Here is a 15,030-nt window from a genome sequence, read left to right on the forward strand (position 1 = left end):
TGGCAACGCCTTCTGGCGCTGATCGCAATAGCGCGGGGGGAAAGCGAGCTCGACAGCGTCGAGGTCAACGCCTTCCAGGATCGTGCGGTGGCCGAGCTGAAGGATACGATCCAGTGCCTCTATGCGGCCCGTGCGCACGCTGGCGAGATGAAGCCGATCGCCGTAGATGCGATTGCGGCTGCAAAGATCGGCCGCAACGATCCGTGTCCTTGCGGATCGGGTAAGAAGCATAAGCATTGCTGCGGCTGACCAGACCCATCGACCCGGCAGACGGTTTCTTCTAATCCCCGTGCAGTCAGATCGATCAAGCGTTGCCCGCCCACGAGAGGGACGGGCAACACGGTCAGGCCATTATACGAGGCGCCCGATTATTCGGGAAAATGGATCCCACAAAGCTTGTTGCCGTCGGGGTCACGAAAATAGGCGAGTTCGATCGTACCCATGGACGCAGTATGGCGCGGGCCGGGCGGGGCTTCAATCGACGTACCACCATTGGCAACTGCCGTATCGTGAAGCTGCTTCACCTGCTCGGGAGACTTGCACGAAAAGGCGACGGTGCTGCCGTTCGCGACGCTCGCCGGTTCGTCGTTGATCGGCTGGCTGACGATGAAGTTGGTCCCATTGCCATTATTGTAGATGAGCCGGGTATGGCCGCTGTCGGCGATATTCCGTGCCGGTTCGCCGACGCCGAGCGTGCCCAGCACCTCGTCGTAGAAGCGCTTCGATCGTTCAATGTCGTTCGATCCAACCATCGTGTGAAACAGCATTTTACTCTCTCCGGCTCAGGGTATCTCTCAAACGCTTACGATCCGCATTTGGGGCCGAGGTCGGGCTCTTACCGGATTAACAGCTGATGGGAATTGCTGACCAGTAACGGATGACATCCGCCATAAGGCGTATCAGGTCGCGCGCAAGCGCGTACAGACGGCACTTGATCGGTTGTTGCCGAAGTCCGAAGCCTCATCACCGACTGGAATCGCACAGAGGATCGCTAAACCGGCCTGTAGGCCGATCTGCCATGTTCCTGCGCCGAAATGGGGAAGTGACATGAAATTGTACGGAGTACCGGCCTGGGGTTCGGCGATCGTCGAGACGATGCTGGCACTGGTCGGCGAACCCTATGACTTCGTCGATGTCGAAGGCTTCGACCATCCGGGCGCGGCGCAAGACAGGCTGGCAGCGGTCAATCCGCTGCGGCAGGTTCCGACGCTCGTGCTGGACGATGGCGACGTCCTGACCGAAACCGCCGCGATCGCGCTGTGGCTGGCGGACCGACACGCAGGGCTGGCGCCCGCGTCGGGATCGGCCGAACATCGCCGCTTCCTGCGTCTGCTGATCTGGATCGTGGCGAACGTCTATCCGACCTTCACCTACGGCGATTACCCCAAGCGATGGGCGCCGTCGGCTCAGGACGAACTGACCAATGCCACCAACGCCCATCGCGAGCGCCTCTATGGCTGGCTCGAGGAGCAGGTCGTCGGCCCCTATGTATTGGGGGAGCAGGCGTCTGCCCTGGATTGCTACGCCGCGGTGATGATCGACTGGCGTCCGGGCCGCGAGTGGTTCGCCGACAACACGCCGAGATTGTTTGCTGGCGCCAAGTTGATGCGGCGCGATCCCAGGTTGGCGGCCGTGATGGCGCACAACAAGCTGACCGTCGATTGATGGCCCATCTTCGGCACTGCGTAGCGCCATCTGGTCATCGCATGCGCCTACAAGCACCGACCAAATGACGATTGCTCGTTGTGCCAATGCATTGTAGCAATGCGGTGTGCAGGCGGTTCCTGCATGTCAATGAAATCAAGCACTTGGAAGTGTATTAGTTGGGTGGGACTCCTGCCGCCCCAGCCGTATCACCATCTAAGCCATTGCTTTGGCGCCAACCATCTCGAGCAGGTCCACGTCGGTTATCAACGTACTGAACCCGACACGACCTTCATGATTGAGGGCCTCGTCGCAATCTAAGAAGCGATGTTCGGGGATTTCATCGTTCACGGCGTCCCGGAAGATGTCGGCAGTAGAGAGCATGTCGAGGTGCGCTTTTCCGCGTTGACGGACGAGCAGAAGAACGCTGATCGGCTTTTGGGCTGATCGACCGGAATGGCGTGAACGGTCGCATGACAGAGCGGTTCAAGATTTTCGAATGGCGGATGCCGCAGGAATAGGTGGAAGCATGTTGCCACGGGCCGTCGCAGCGCGGGCAACCGAACTTGCTACCTGTACAGTAGGTCATTCGAATAGCCTCGCCCCACAGCTGCCGAACTTCCCTCGGCCAGGAATTTTAAGCGTAGCTATGCCCGCTTGGGGATCCCCTCTACGTTTCGGGTCGACCGATTCAGACTTAGCTGGCTGATGTCCCTGTCTTCGGCAGCGAAGCGTCGCGATACCAGTCGGCATAGCCGGTGGTGTGGACCATGTGCCGATTGAGATCAGGGGCGCCATCGTCCCACCAGACCGGCCCCCGCTCGCCGAGCGCGACCTTGGTGGCGTGGACTTGGGCGCGCGCCTGACGAAGGGCTGGCCCGTCACCTTGCGTCATCGCGGTTCGTACGGCGCGGCGGGCCTGCATCAACGCATCGACCAGTGCCTGTCGCTCGTCCGATGCCAGGGCCGGGTTGCTCTTGCGCCACAATCGACCGCGCACGACGATATAGCGACCATCGGGGGTGATCGGCGGTGGGGATTTGGGCGCCGATAGGCCCCCGGGGCGGGTACGGCCCGTCTTCGTCTTGCCCGCGGTTCCGGTATCGATGACGCGGTCGGCCGATCTGGTGCTGGTCACGCTTTCTGCCTCGCAAGGAACGACATATCATCAGACGAACGCCAGGGGGCGGCGTTCCGGTCGGGTGGCGGTTCGGCGTCGATGATGCTTGCGGGTGGCAGGGAAAGGGTTAGGCTGACCGCATGGCGGCTTTCGACGACAGTTCCGATCCCGATCTCGGTGCAGCCTGCAACCGGCTGGCGATGTGGGTGGAGTCGTTGCCCGAGCGGGCGCTGATCGATCCGGCGTCCGAACTGACCGAGGATGATCTGGCGCTCATCCTGCGGCGTCTCCATGCCATGTGGCACTTGGGGGAGGATAGTCCTGCGACGGACCGTCCTCCGGCCGCCATCGCGCGGGCGTCCGTGCCGGTGACGGCGAAAAGCTGACGGCGCGATCGGGGCAAAGTCGCCCGCCCGACATTTTCCTTCCGTTTGAACGGCTCCGATAGAGGGCAAGGGCGTTCTATGGCCTGGCCGCTGGCAAAGTGTCGGTCGCACCAACGGAGCCGACATGTCCGATCGTCCCAGCCCTACACCGGTGCCCGGAGCGGCCTCGCCTGGGGGAAACGCGACGAGCGAAGGAGCCGCCGGGCTCGGTGACTTTGCCTGACGACCGCCACGCCATTCTGTTCACTATCGGGAGTGCCAATCATGGATGACGAACGCCTCTGGAGTTTCGAGGAAAGCCTCTGGACCAAAGGCCCGGACAATTATCGGGAAAAAGTCGATGCCGATGTCGTGATGGTGCTGCCCCGGCCGCCTTTCGTGCTGACCGGCGATGCGGCGGTGTCGGCGGTGGCGGATACGCCCGTTTGGGAAAGCGCCGAACTGACCGAACGGCAAGTGTCACGCCCCCAGGAGGGATTGATCGTCATCGGCTATCATGTCGCGGCCAGCCGGAATGGCGAGGCCTATGAGGCCTATTGCACCTCGGTCATCCGGCGGCTGGAGCATGAGGTCTGGCGGGTCGTGCAGCACCAGCAGACGCCGAAGCTGGCAAAGCCTCTGGCCGAGGCATAACGTTGGGGAAGGAGGGCTCTTCGGTATCGACTGGTCGGGCTCTCCTTTACCATCGTCACAATCGAATAGCTTTCGTCTGTCACGTCGAGCAGGCGGCGTTTGCTGGCAGGAAAGCAATCCGAGGCAAGCGTTAAAGCCAGCCGCAGCAAAGGAGCTCAAATCCTGCATCGGCCTTCGCCATCTCGGCGAACTCGCTTAACGCCAGCGGGTCGCGCGATGGATGGCTTCGTCCACTGGTACGTCATGGAGCTGCCGGTAGCGCGCCTCGACCAAGCTGAAGAGTCCGAAGGCCAGCAGCCCGACACCGACGATGATATCGAAAGGATCGGTCAGCCAGGACAGCACCCGCGCCATGCCGCCCGCCTCGCTGGCATGTTCCTCGATCCCGGCCTTCGCCAGAAGATAGCCGCTGATCAGGAAGACGAGGCCGCGTGCCGCATAACCCGCACGTCCGCTCCACTGCACCCAGGAATGTCGCGCCACCGATGGATCCAGATAGCGCAGGAACGAGCCTTTGACGGCCTTTGCGAATTGGACCACGCCCAGCACGATCAACACCGCGGCACCCAGCAGGACCAGCGCCCAGCCGCCGGGCAGTTGCATGGCCGTCCGTGCACTTTCCTGAGCGCCGTCTCCCGACAGGGCCGCTCCGCGCATCAACTGCACCGATTGCGAGGCGAGCAGGAGGTGGATGGCACCGCTGACGCCCGCGCCGATCCGCTCCATCACGCCTTTACGGTCGGTGCCGTGCCGTTCGATATCCAGAGCCGCGTCGGCCAGCCGCCATATGCCATAGGCCGTCAGCCCGACAGCGATGATCGCCAGCAGTATCTGGCCGCCGCCCCGGCCGAGATACTCGATCGCACCGCTTTGGTCTTCCGCCCTGCCGGTCCGGACGATCAGCATGGCGATGACGATGTAGAGCAGCCCGCGCGTCGCGAAGCCGATCCGGGTCAAGGCCGTCAGGCGCGAGCTGGCGTTCATATGATCTCCCTTACCCCGGACAAAACAAGGACAAAGCGATCTCGTTCCAGCATCGGAATGGCTTTTCGGCCCGTTGCTGCCGAAGCAGCGGGACGCACAGGCGCGCGCGGCTTTTCGACTTGGCCCCCGCCCTAATAGGTCACGGTCACGACGACCGTGTCGGTATAGAGGCCAGGGGCGGGGGTCGGTTGCGCGGGGACCCGCCCATAGATCGCCAGCGCCTGGGCAAGGCCGGTGCCCGAGGCCTGGACGCCGCTATCCCAACTGGATGAAAAGGCGGCGTCGCGGAACAGGCCATAGGTGATGAAGCTGCCCGAGGGCCCGCGCATCCGGCGGCCGCCCGACGCATCGCCATTACGCCCGGCGTCGAGCCGCAGCGCATAGGGTGTCTGGCTGGTGCAGGTTAGGGTCAGGCCGCTTTGCGCCGTAACCGCCTTTGCCAGCACGCCGGTCGTCGGGAAGGTGAGTGCGGTGGCCGCCACGGTGCAACCCTTGGGAAGCGTGGCCGTCACCTCGAAGGTCGGGCGGACGGAGGCGGTGCCCGCAAAGCCGGTGCAGTTGGTGCTGGTGCCGAGCAGTTCGGCTCCATAGCTGAACAGCGTGGCGTTGCCGATGAAGCTGGAGCGATAGGCCCCCGGCACCGCCGTCGCCTGGCCACCGAACAACCGCGCATAGATGGTGCGCGTCGCCGAACCGGCCCCGTTCAGCAGGTTGGAAATGATGATCGCGGGCACCGTGCCCAACGCCGGATTGTCCAGCGATCCCCAGGCGACCGATCGCGCCGCGTCCTGATAGAGCTGGTAGCGCAGCGATCCTCCGGTGCCCGTCATCAACCGGCCGGAGCCGTCCGTGCCGCCGCTGCCCGCGCCGATGCCGGGACAGAGTTTGACGACGTTGAGCACCGGGATGCTGGTGCAGGTGACCGTGACCGTCCCCGTCACATCGACCGGGCCACTGGTCAGCAGAGAGGGGCTGCCGAAATCGATCGACGACACCGTGGCCGAGCAGGTCTGCGCCTGTGCCGGGGCAGGCATGGCCAGACAGGCGAGGACGGCGAGCAGTATGAGGATCAGCCGGGTCATGGCGCCGCACTCGCCATGGGCGTACAGACGGCCCGGATACGCACCTGCTCGCCCGGCTGCGCGGCGAAGGAAAAACGCGCCCGGCAACGGCGGCCATCGGGATCGGTGACGATCGCTTCGTTCTGGACCCCGAGCGCGCTCAGGAACGCGGCACCGTCATAGCCGACCACATCCTCGGGCAGCCCCGGCCGAGCGATCCCCGAGCCCAGCGGCAGCAGCCGACCCTCGCCATCGACGAACTCGACCAGCGCGGTGTCGGTCTCGCGCGCCACGCCGAACGCGACCAGTGCGGGTACGCGGGTAAAGGCCACTGCCTCGGCATGGGTAGAGGCGATGCGCGCATCGACGGGGAGCGAGGAGGGATCGATCGAGATCGCGCTCGGCTCGAACGGGGCGATGTCGGGAACCAGCAGCTTGCCCGACGCGCCGGTGGTGCCGACCAGTCGGTTCTCGCGATACACCCGCACGCCGCGCGCGCCCGCATCGGCCACCGCAAAGGACTGGTCGAGCCGCCGCGCCGCATAGAGGTCGCCACCGATCAGCGCCACCGCACCCTCGGCCTGCAAGGTGCCGGAGACGTTGCCACCTGCATAGAGGCCGGTCGCCTCGAACTGGGCGAAGCCGGTCGTATGGCGGACAATGGCATGGCCCGCCCGCTCACGGCCATCGGCAACCCGCACCGACCAGCCCCAGGAGCCGGGTTCGTGTGCGCCCTGCCGCGACATCTCGGCATAGCCCGAGACGCGCTCCTCCGACACCGTCGCGCCGGTCGTCACCGAGGCGCGTCGTCCGAAGGGCAGGCTGGCCCCGACGAACAGCCCGAAGCTGCGGTCGCCGCTCAGGTCCGCGACGGCATTGGCGAACAGCGACAGCCGCCCGATATTGGCGGTAGAGGACAGGCTGGCGAGCCGATAGCGGTCGCCCGCCGCCGTCTTGGAATTGACCAGGCTGACCCCGACCGAAGCCGAGGTCGCGGCGATAGGCAACGACAGGGAGAATTGATCGACCTCGCGCGGCGCGCCGAAGATCCGCCGGTCGCCCACCAGGATTGGGCCGAAGGACGATGTGCGCGACGCCAGGTCCTCATAGCGGCCGATCGCCCGCATCGACCGGATCAGCACCGAAAAGCCGGAACGGCGCGTCTCGAACGCGATATCGACCAGCCCGCCCGTGCGTCCCCCCGCCTGGCTGACCGCCCCGGCGAGCGACAGCAAGGCCTGGTCCCGCAACGTCACCACACCGCCCGCGCCAAGCTGGATCAGACCCGCGCCCAGCTCGGCATGGCCCTGCAGCGTCAGCCGGTCGGTCATGCCGCGCCGTACTGAGGCCGAACCGATCAGCCGCCGGTCATAGTCGTTCGACAGGATCGCATAGCTGCGCCGGGCAAAGCCGATTTCCGCGCTGAAATCGGTCAACCCCTCCGCCAGCAACTGGGGAGAGGCATAGAAGGGCGCGGTCTGCACGGTTTCCCGTCCCAGCGCATCGCGGACGACGACGGTGGCGACACCTGCGCCCTGCACGATCGGCGGGTGCATGACGGCATAGGGGCCCTGGGGCACTTCGGCCGACAGGGTGCGGACCCGGTCGATGAACAGGTCCAGCGTCGAGGGGGCGGCGGCGCTTCCCAGCAGTCGCGGCACGGGCATGGTGACCAGGTCGGGCCGCATGCCGAAGGTCCGCTGAATCTGAAGCCCCGCCATGCGGATCGGGCGGGTCCAGGCATGGCCGCCATTGATCGTGTCCCCTGCGCGCAGCGTCACCAGCCGCCTGGGGTCTTCATAGCTATAGCTCGTGGCCAGCCGGGTAAAGTGCGGCCCGCCCGACAACAGGCCGACCGCGCTGCTCTCGAACAGGCCGAACGCGCCGAAGACGCGCGTCCCGAACGCACCCGATGCGCCGGTAAAGCGCGGGCCGACCGCGCTCCGGTCGCCGCTGGCGAACAGCATATAGTCCAGCACCGCGCCGAAGGGTGGCCGGTCCGGCGTCAGGCCGGAACGATCGCCGCGCCCGCCGTCCATCAGCGTCGGGTTCTGCACGGTCGGGCCAGCCGCCAGCCACATGATCTGGCGCATCTGCTCATAGCGATAGCGCAGCCCGGAAATACGCTCCAGCGGCACGTCGCCCGTCTCGGCATCCGGCGGGACCTTGACGCCCAGCGTCCGCAACTGGGCGACGGGTGCGGTGAAACTGCCGTCCGCGCGCTGCGTGAACGAGGCGACATAGCCGGTGGGCTTGTCGTTCAGATAGACCTCGAGCTGAAGCGCCTGTTCCTGGCGACTGGGGTCGACATCGACCCCGACGCGAAGGCTTTCGCTGTCCTGCGCACCGGCGGTCTGCGCGCAGGCCAGCGTGGCCAGGATGATCCCGGCAAGCTCACCGGCGCGGTTGGGTCGCAAGGGAGACCTCGATCGGGCCGCCATCGGAGACGGCCCGCATCCGCAGGTCGGTGCCGCCGGGCAGGGCGGTGCCGGGGTTCAGCGGAATGCGCAGTTCGGACCCGGCCAGCACATAGCCGACCAGCCCCGGTCGCGCGAGAAGCTGCTGGCTGCCCGCGATCAGCTGAAGGTCGGCGATGCGCAGTCGCCTGTTACCCTTGTTGCGCCCGACCAGTGCCGCGCCGCCGCCCGAACGGTCGATCCGCCATTCCACATCGGGCATCCGGCGCGGGATGTCGGAGAAGAAGGCGGGGATCGACTGGCGGACGACGAGATTGACCGTGCCCGGCTGGGCGCGGGTCGGCTCGGGCACTTCGTCGATCAGGACGCGATAGGCCTCCTCGCCGACCGGTGCGGCCTTGGCCGTGCGGACGACACGGATCAGATATTGCTGCTGCGGTGCCAGCGTCGAGAAGGGCGGGCTGGCGACCACCTCATTCGTGGGGGTCAGGACGTCGGTGCCGTCGCGCGACGTCCATTTCATCACGCGGACCTGGACCCGTACCGGCCGCTGCTCGGCATTGCTGAGCGTCAGCGAGGTCGTGCGCGCGCCCGGCAGCGGGTCGATGGCGACCGGCGCGACCCGGATGTCGGATGCGTGGCCAATCGCCGGGATCATCAGCCCTATCGCCGCCGCCGCGAGCGACCGTTTCGGCCACGGCGTCATCAGTATGTCACCGTGACCTGGACGGTATCGGTATAGCTGCCCGCCGCCGGAGTGGTCTGGGCCGGGACGCGCCCGTACACCGTCAGCGACTGCACCGCGCCGTTGCCGATCCCGGCCAGCGTGTCGGTGCCTGCGGTATTGCCCCAGATTTGCGACCGGGCGGGATCGCGGAACAGCTCATAGACGACCGTGGCCCCCGCGCCTGACGTCATCCGCCGCGCCGCCACCGTCGCTCCCGTGCCCGCACCGGCATTCAGGCCGATATTATAGGGGGTGGTGTTGGTACACTGGACGCCGATCGTGCTGGTCGAGGTGATCGCGGCCTGGATCACGCCGGTATTGCCGAAGGCCAGGTCGCTCGCCGAGGTCAGGCGGCATTCGGCCTGGATCGTCATCGACACCTGAAACTGCGTGCTCTGCTGCGCGGCGGCGGGATCGGCGATCAGGACGCAGCCCAGTGCCGCGATGCCGAGAGGTGCGAGATAGGGTTTCACGATATTGTGCCTCCAAATCACGCCTGATCAAAAGCCCGAAGTCCTTATCAGGGTGCTAAAGCTTCGGAATCGGACGAGAATTTCGGAAGATGCGGTTTGTCGCGGTGGCCTGTGCCATGCCACGACGAACGTGCTAGGGGCGGGGCCATGTCGAAAACCCAAATTCAGTCCGGCAGCGTGACCGTCGACGGCATCACCTATGACTGGCATCTCCAGCGCGAGCCCCATCTGTCGGATGACGAAGGATGGAAGGGCATGACCATCGCGCTTTCCGAACAGGGCGCTAAGCGCGAGGCGCATATGGAGTTTCCGGCTCCGAAGCGGCTGCTCAAGGGCTTGCCGCGCGGGCGGCTCCAGCTCGATGACCCGACGATCACGCGCTGCGTGCGCTCGGCACTGGCGGCAGGCTGGGACCCGATGTCGCGCGGGCGGCCGGTGGTCTTCACCGTCGACGCCGAAGGGAATTGAGGCCGGATTTACCGTTATTCCTCCCCTGCAAGGGGAGGGGGACCATGCGCAGCATGGTGGAGGGGTGTAGCCCGCCGCGAGGTTAGTCCGACCTCACCAATGGAGACACCCCTCCGTCAGGCCTTCGGCCTGCCACCTCCCCTGCCAGGGGAGGAAGGGGGCTCAGGTCGGGCAGACCAGATCGAACGCGGCCGTGGCCATGGGCAGGCCGTTGACGAGCAGTTCCACGTCATGGCGGCCGGGATGGTGGCGGCGCGTGCTGAAGTCGCGCATGACTTGACGGATGCCCAACGTGGCGGAGGCCGATCCGGCAAGATCGAAGGTCTTGAGCTTGAAGACCTTGGCCGCCGTCTTGCCCGCACCCCGCGCGTAATGGAGGCGATAGTCGACGACGAGGCGCTGGCCGGCTTGGGCGAGGGACGCCAGCTCCGCCGTGATCGTGACCGCCTCGCCCAATTTGACGGTTGCGGGCTCGACGGTGAAACGGGCGACCCGCACCTGTGCCCCATGCGCTACGCCGATCAGCGCCAGCGCACGCGGATCGCCCTTCTTGATCAGCGAACGAAGTGCATGGCGGACGATCCAAGCCGTGCGTGGTGTCTCCCGGTCCCAGCCTTGCAGATGCTCGACCAGCCAGTCGGGGCGATCCTTGCCGATATCGTTCAGATGGTTGGCGATCGATTTGCGGACATAGAGGCTGGGATCGTCGCGCAACGCATCCAGGATCGGGGCGGCCAGCGTCGGATCGTCCCGCAGCGCCGGGACACGCGACGCCCAGGGCAGGCGCGGGCGGCTGCCCTCGCTGGCGAGGCGGCGGACATGCTCGTTCGGGTGATCCGTCCAGGGGAGCATCTGCGCCAGGGTCCGCGCGGGCTCGGCGGCGAGGAACGGGCGGATGGCGAACTCCGCCGAGCCGAACCGGGTCAGGTCGGCCAGCGCCTCCATTGAGCGGTCGAAATCGCCCAATCCTTGCCGGGCGACGAACTCGGTGACGGCGATCGCCTGGAAACTGTGCGTCAGGTGCGGCGCGATGGCCCTGACGACATGGATTGCGGTGGCGTAATCGGTGGACAGGGCTTCATGGAGCGCGTCGGCGATATGGCGCACCCGTTCCATGATCGACAGCCCGTCGAGTCCGTTCAGCGCCGCGTCGAGGAATGCCGTGCGGTCGAAGACGGGCGACGCCGCCGCACCTGCATCGGCGATGATCGTCACCGCCGCGATGCCCAGAATGTCCTTCATCAGGGGATAGGTTTTCGCGTCGCTCATGAGGGTCGGTCGTCCGCCTTGAATATCGCTGGTGGCGATCGTTACCGCATCGGCGCGGCATCGTATGCGCAAAATGCCGTCATCAAACCGCCGCCGGGACGTAACGCGGCTGAAACGTCCCGCCCATAGGCGCAGCCCCCGCAAGCGCCACGCGCATCGCCTATGGGGAAGGCTTCATCATGAAATTCGTTACCGCCAGCGCCGTCATGGCGCTGCATCTGTCCTTTGCCTCCGCCGCCTGGGCGCAGGCCGTGCCGGAGCCGGGCGCGGACAGCGACGTGATCGTCACCGGCACCCGCGAGCGGGGCCGGACGCAGTTCGATACGCTGGCCCCCGTCGACGTACTGCCCGAAACGCTGATCCGCTCGGGTGTGTCGGGCGACCTGAACGACACGCTGGCGCAGCTGTTGCCCTCCTTCAACGTGCAGCGCCTGCCGGCGGCGGACGGGCAGGCGTTCGTCCGCCCGGCCACCTTGCGCGGGCTATCGGCGGACCAGACCCTCGTGCTGGTCAACGGCAAGCGTTACCATCGCTCGGCGCTGCTCGGCACGCGCGGGGCGCAGGCCCCCGACCTCGCCAGCATCCCCAGCCTGGCGATCAAGCGGATCGAGGTGCTGCGTGACGGGGCCTCGGCGCAATATGGGTCGGACGCGATTGCGGGCGTCATCAACATCATCCTCGACGATGCGCCCGGCATGGAGGCCTATGGCCAGTTCGGCCGATATGATGCGGGCGACGGCAATGATTATCAGTCGGGCATGCGCGGCGGCATCGCGCTGGGCGAGCGCGGCGCGATCGTCTTCACCGGCCAGTTCGAATATGCCGAGGCCACCTCGCGCACCCGCCAGCGCCCCGACGCCATCACGTTCCAGGCAGCCAATCCGACCCTGACCGTTCCCAATCCCGTCCAGCGCTGGGGCCAGCCGGACGAGGAGCGGCTGCGCGGGGCGCTCGACATGCATTACGAGCTGGCGCCCGGCGCGACCCTCTATGCCTTTGGCACGGCACAGCAGGGGGAGGGCGTGACCGACTTCAACTGGCGCAATCCGGCGGGGACGGGCAGCGTCTATAATGCCAGCAGCGCCTTTCCGGGTTTCAGCTTCCGCAGCATCTATCCGGTCGGCTTTACGCCGCGTTTCGGGACGCGTTTCGCCGATCTCCAGGCCGATAGCGGGCTGCGCGGCGAACTGTCCGATGCCTTTTCCTACGACATCAGCGCGTCGTCGGGCCGCAGCCGTATCGACTATACGCTCGCCGAGAGCCTGAACGCCTCGCTGGGGCCGAACAGCCCGACGCGCTTCTATCTGGGGCGGCTGACCCAGGTCGAGACGAACCTGAACGCCGATTTCGTCTATCGCCTGCCCATCGGCGGGGTCGAGCCGCTGAACATCGCCTTTGGTGGAGAGCGCCGGATCGAGCGTTATGTCGTCGGCACCGGCGACCCAGCCTCCTACGCCATCGGGCCGGGCGCGGCGACGGGGTTGGCCCCCAATTCCAACGGCTTCCCCGGCTTCGGCCCGCAACAGGCGGGCCATTTCCGGCAGAGCAGCCATGCGGGCTATGTCGACCTCGCCTGGCGGCCGGTGTCGATCGTCTCGCTCGGCGCAGCGGGGCGCTATGAGGACTTCTCCAGCTTCGGCGACAAGTTCACCTACAAGCTGTCGGGTCGCGTAGAGCCGGTGTCGTGGCTGGCGCTGCGCGGCACCTATTCGACCGGCTTTCGCGCGCCGACGCCCGCGCAGTTGAACACGCGGGTGGTCAGCCAAGGGCTCGACACCCGCACGCTCCAGGTGTTCAACCAAGGCCGCCTGGCGCCCAGCGATCCGCTGGCGATCGCGCTGGGCGCCAAGCCGCTGCGCCCCGAAACCTCGCGCAACGCGACCGTGGGGCTGGCGGTGCAGACGCAGGTCGGTTTCACCGCGACGGTCGATCTCTATCAGATCGATGTCGACGACCGGTTCAGCCAGTCGGCAACGATCGCCATCCCGACGACCTTGGCCAATCCCAACCGCTTCACCTCGATCAGCTATTTCACCAACGACTTCAACACGCGCACGCGGGGCGTCGACATGGTGCTGGGCTATAACCGTCAGATCGGCGGCGGGCGGGCCAGCGCGACCCTGGCCTATAACTACAACCGCACCCAGGTACGCAGCGGCACCAGCGCGGCGATCGCCAACGAGACGCAGCGGCGCATCTTCGAGGAGCGGCTGCCGCGTCACAATGCGACCGGCACGCTGGGCTATGATATCGGCCCGGTCGGGGTGATGCTGCGCGGGCGTTATTACGGGCCGTGGACCGATGTGACCGGCAATGCGACGGGCGAGCTGTTCCAGCGCTTCGGCGGCATCGCGCTGTTCGACGCCTCGCTCACCTATCGCATCACACCCAACATCTCGGTCCGGGGCGGGGCGGAGAATATCTTCGACACCTATCCCGCCGAGGCGACCAACCAGGCCAATCGCGGCCTGATCTACTCGCGCAATGCCCCCTATGACACCGATGGCGGGCGTTATTATGTGCGCGTCGGGGTCAGCTTCTGATGATCGACCGGCGCATGATGCTGGCAGGCGGGATGGCGGCGACCGTCCCGCTGCCGGGGATCGCCGCCCCGACGCGGGTCCATGCGCCGGGACCCGATGACGAAGCGTTCTGGGCGGGCGTCGCCGCGGATTATGACCGGCCGTCCGACGGCATCGTCCAGCTGGAAAACGGCAATTGGGGTGCGATGGCGCGGCCCGTGCGGCTCGCCTATGAACAGGCCGTCGCGCGGGTAAACCGCGACACCAGCTATTATGCGCGGCGGGGCATGCTGGCCGATCTGCGTGCCGCGCGAGAGGCGGTGGCGAACGAACTGGGCGTGCCGCCCGAGGAGATCGCCTTCACCCGCAACGCGACCGAGGCGCTGAAGGCGCTGATCCTGGGCTATAACCGCCTCTCGCCCGGCGATGCGGTGCTGTACGCCGATCTCGACTATGACAGCATGCAGGCTTGTATGGAGAGCCTGGGCCCCCGGCGCGGGGTTCGGGTGCGGCGGATCGCCCTGCCGGAACCCGCGACGCGGCAGGCGCTGATCGACGCCTATGCGCAAGCCATGGCGGCGGAGCCCCGGCTGAAGCTGATCCTGCTGACCCATCTCAGCCACCGCACCGGGCTGGTCCTGCCGGTGCGGGAGATCGCCACGATGGCGCGGGCGCGGGGTATCGATGTCATCGTCGATGCGGCGCATAGCTGGCAGCAACTGGACTTCGCGCTGCCCGATCTCGACTGCGACTTTGTCGGGCTGAACGGGCATAAATGGCTGGGCGCGCCGCTGGGGACGGGGATTCTCCATATCCGTCGTCCCGCACTGGCGCGGATCGACCGCGATCCTGCCGAGGATGCGGCGGGACCGGACAGCCTCCTGTCGCGGGTCCATACGGGCACGCTGGACTATGCCGCATGGCTGACCGCACCGGCGGCGCTGGCCTATCAGCGGCGGATCGACCGGGCGGCGCGGGCCGCGCGGCTGCGGGCCTTGCGCGATCGCTGGGTGGCGCGGGCGCGGCAGGTTCCGGGGATTACCGTGCTGACGCCCGACGATCCGGCCTTGCACGGCGCGATCACGTCCTTCCGCATCGACGGCGTGACCAGCGCGCAAGGCAATGCCGAACTGGCCAAGCGGCTGCTCGACCGGCACCGCGTCTTTACCGTCCACCGCATCGGCCCGGCCAAGGGTGCATGTATCCGCGTCACGCCCGCACTGTTCACATCGATGGCGGAGGTCGACCGGCTGGCCGCTGCCTTGCCCGATCTCGTCGCGTCTTTCCCTCCCTCGCCCCTCGCCGAGGGGAGAGGTTAGCGGAGAA

At 66.5% G+C, this 15,030-nt stretch carries 15 protein-coding genes; 7 read left to right on the top strand and 8 right to left on the bottom strand.

What is annotated here, in order from left to right; translation table 11 throughout:
* The first annotated feature begins 87 nt into the window (after window positions 1-87).
* Window positions 88-249, top strand: a complete 162-nt coding sequence (locus ACWKSV_RS02430) for an SEC-C metal-binding domain-containing protein (RefSeq protein ID WP_338469027.1) — start codon at window positions 88-90, stop codon at window positions 247-249.
* A gap of 119 nt (window positions 250-368) precedes the next feature.
* Here ACWKSV_RS02430 and ACWKSV_RS02435 read toward each other — a convergent pair whose 3' ends face one another.
* Window positions 369-767, bottom strand: coding sequence for a VOC family protein (locus ACWKSV_RS02435; protein ID WP_191864682.1), 399 nt, complete (start codon window positions 765-767; stop codon window positions 369-371).
* Between the two features lie 280 nt (window positions 768-1,047).
* On the opposite strand from ACWKSV_RS02435, the gene ACWKSV_RS02440 reads away from it, so the two are divergent.
* Window positions 1,048-1,665: a glutathione S-transferase N-terminal domain-containing protein gene (locus ACWKSV_RS02440; RefSeq protein ID WP_191864681.1), complete on the top strand. Its 618-nt coding sequence runs from the start codon at window positions 1,048-1,050 to the stop codon at window positions 1,663-1,665.
* 676 nt (window positions 1,666-2,341) lie between these two features.
* Here ACWKSV_RS02440 and ACWKSV_RS02445 read toward each other — a convergent pair.
* Complete coding sequence (locus ACWKSV_RS02445; RefSeq protein ID WP_338469028.1) at window positions 2,342-2,782, bottom strand: hypothetical protein; 441 nt, start codon at window positions 2,780-2,782, stop codon at window positions 2,342-2,344.
* Between the two features lie 122 nt (window positions 2,783-2,904).
* Between ACWKSV_RS02445 and ACWKSV_RS02450 the strand changes: the two genes are divergently transcribed.
* Together ACWKSV_RS02450 and ACWKSV_RS02455 are read left to right on the top strand one after the other, a co-directional pair.
* The gene (locus ACWKSV_RS02450; RefSeq protein ID WP_191864680.1) at window positions 2,905-3,150 is read left to right on the top strand and encodes a hypothetical protein; all 246 of its coding nucleotides are present in this window, start codon (window positions 2,905-2,907) and stop codon (window positions 3,148-3,150) included.
* Between the two features lie 264 nt (window positions 3,151-3,414).
* Entirely contained in the window at window positions 3,415-3,783 is a 369-nt protein-coding gene (locus ACWKSV_RS02455; protein ID WP_191864679.1) for a DUF4440 domain-containing protein, read from the top strand.
* A 195-nt stretch (window positions 3,784-3,978) separates the two neighbouring features.
* On the opposite strand, the gene ACWKSV_RS02460 is transcribed toward ACWKSV_RS02455, so the two are convergent.
* The 5 genes from ACWKSV_RS02460 to ACWKSV_RS02480 form a co-directional block, all read right to left on the bottom strand.
* Window positions 3,979-4,767, bottom strand: a complete 789-nt coding sequence (locus ACWKSV_RS02460) for a DUF1206 domain-containing protein (RefSeq protein WP_191864678.1) — start codon at window positions 4,765-4,767, stop codon at window positions 3,979-3,981.
* A gap of 131 nt (window positions 4,768-4,898) precedes the next feature.
* On the bottom strand, window positions 4,899-5,849 hold the full coding sequence (locus tag ACWKSV_RS02465) for a Csu type fimbrial protein (protein WP_191864677.1): 951 nt from the start codon (window positions 5,847-5,849) through the stop codon (window positions 4,899-4,901).
* The gene (locus ACWKSV_RS02470; protein ID WP_483666876.1) at window positions 5,846-8,245 is read right to left on the bottom strand and encodes a fimbria/pilus outer membrane usher protein; all 2,400 of its coding nucleotides are present in this window, start codon (window positions 8,243-8,245) and stop codon (window positions 5,846-5,848) included. The genes ACWKSV_RS02465 and ACWKSV_RS02470 overlap by 4 nt, the downstream gene beginning before the upstream one ends.
* Entirely contained in the window at window positions 8,223-8,951 is a 729-nt protein-coding gene (locus ACWKSV_RS02475; protein ID WP_076715716.1) for a fimbrial biogenesis chaperone, read from the bottom strand. Before ACWKSV_RS02475 ends, ACWKSV_RS02470 begins: the two co-directional genes overlap by 23 nt.
* Window positions 8,951-9,445 (bottom strand): Csu type fimbrial protein, encoded by a 495-nt coding sequence (locus ACWKSV_RS02480; RefSeq protein ID WP_083706617.1) that lies wholly within the window; start codon window positions 9,443-9,445, stop codon window positions 8,951-8,953. Before ACWKSV_RS02480 ends, ACWKSV_RS02475 begins: the two co-directional genes overlap by 1 nt.
* 147 nt (window positions 9,446-9,592) lie before the next feature.
* Here ACWKSV_RS02480 and ACWKSV_RS02485 point away from each other — a divergent pair, with 147 nt between their 5' ends.
* Window positions 9,593-9,913, top strand: coding sequence for a hypothetical protein (locus ACWKSV_RS02485; protein WP_076715718.1), 321 nt, complete (start codon window positions 9,593-9,595; stop codon window positions 9,911-9,913).
* Window positions 9,914-10,075: 162 nt separating this feature from the next.
* On the opposite strand, the gene ACWKSV_RS02490 is transcribed toward ACWKSV_RS02485, so the two are convergent.
* Window positions 10,076-11,182, bottom strand: a complete 1,107-nt coding sequence (locus tag ACWKSV_RS02490; protein WP_076715719.1) for a DNA alkylation repair protein — start codon at window positions 11,180-11,182, stop codon at window positions 10,076-10,078.
* Window positions 11,183-11,361: 179 nt separating this feature from the next.
* Here ACWKSV_RS02490 and ACWKSV_RS02495 point away from each other — a divergent pair, with 179 nt between their 5' ends.
* Both ACWKSV_RS02495 and ACWKSV_RS02500 read left to right on the top strand, forming a co-directional pair.
* On the top strand, window positions 11,362-13,725 hold the full coding sequence (locus ACWKSV_RS02495) for a TonB-dependent receptor plug domain-containing protein (protein WP_076715721.1): 2,364 nt from the start codon (window positions 11,362-11,364) through the stop codon (window positions 13,723-13,725).
* A complete protein-coding gene (locus tag ACWKSV_RS02500; protein ID WP_076715722.1) occupies window positions 13,725-15,023 on the top strand; it encodes an aminotransferase class V-fold PLP-dependent enzyme in 1,299 nt (432 codons plus the stop codon). The genes ACWKSV_RS02495 and ACWKSV_RS02500 overlap by 1 nt, the downstream gene beginning before the upstream one ends.
* Window positions 15,024-15,030 lie beyond the last annotated feature (7 nt).

The organism is Sphingomonas sp. SphC10 (assembly GCF_057004845.1).

Coding starts and splice junctions, on each gene's coding strand:
- ACWKSV_RS02435 (WP_191864682.1), bottom strand. CDS start 767: ATGCTGTTTCACACGATGGTTGGATCGAACGACATTGAACGATCGAAG.
- ACWKSV_RS02440 (WP_191864681.1), top strand. CDS start 1,048: ATGAAATTGTACGGAGTACCGGCCTGGGGTTCGGCGATCGTCGAGACG.
- ACWKSV_RS02450 (WP_191864680.1), top strand. CDS start 2,905: ATGGCGGCTTTCGACGACAGTTCCGATCCCGATCTCGGTGCAGCCTGC.
- ACWKSV_RS02455 (WP_191864679.1), top strand. CDS start 3,415: ATGGATGACGAACGCCTCTGGAGTTTCGAGGAAAGCCTCTGGACCAAA.
- ACWKSV_RS02460 (WP_191864678.1), bottom strand. CDS start 4,767: ATGAACGCCAGCTCGCGCCTGACGGCCTTGACCCGGATCGGCTTCGCG.
- ACWKSV_RS02465 (WP_191864677.1), bottom strand. CDS start 5,849: ATGACCCGGCTGATCCTCATACTGCTCGCCGTCCTCGCCTGTCTGGCC.
- ACWKSV_RS02475 (WP_076715716.1), bottom strand. CDS start 8,951: ATGACGCCGTGGCCGAAACGGTCGCTCGCGGCGGCGGCGATAGGGCTG.
- ACWKSV_RS02485 (WP_076715718.1), top strand. CDS start 9,593: ATGTCGAAAACCCAAATTCAGTCCGGCAGCGTGACCGTCGACGGCATC.
- ACWKSV_RS02490 (WP_076715719.1), bottom strand. CDS start 11,182: ATGAGCGACGCGAAAACCTATCCCCTGATGAAGGACATTCTGGGCATC.
- ACWKSV_RS02495 (WP_076715721.1), top strand. CDS start 11,362: ATGAAATTCGTTACCGCCAGCGCCGTCATGGCGCTGCATCTGTCCTTT.
- ACWKSV_RS02500 (WP_076715722.1), top strand. CDS start 13,725: ATGATCGACCGGCGCATGATGCTGGCAGGCGGGATGGCGGCGACCGTC.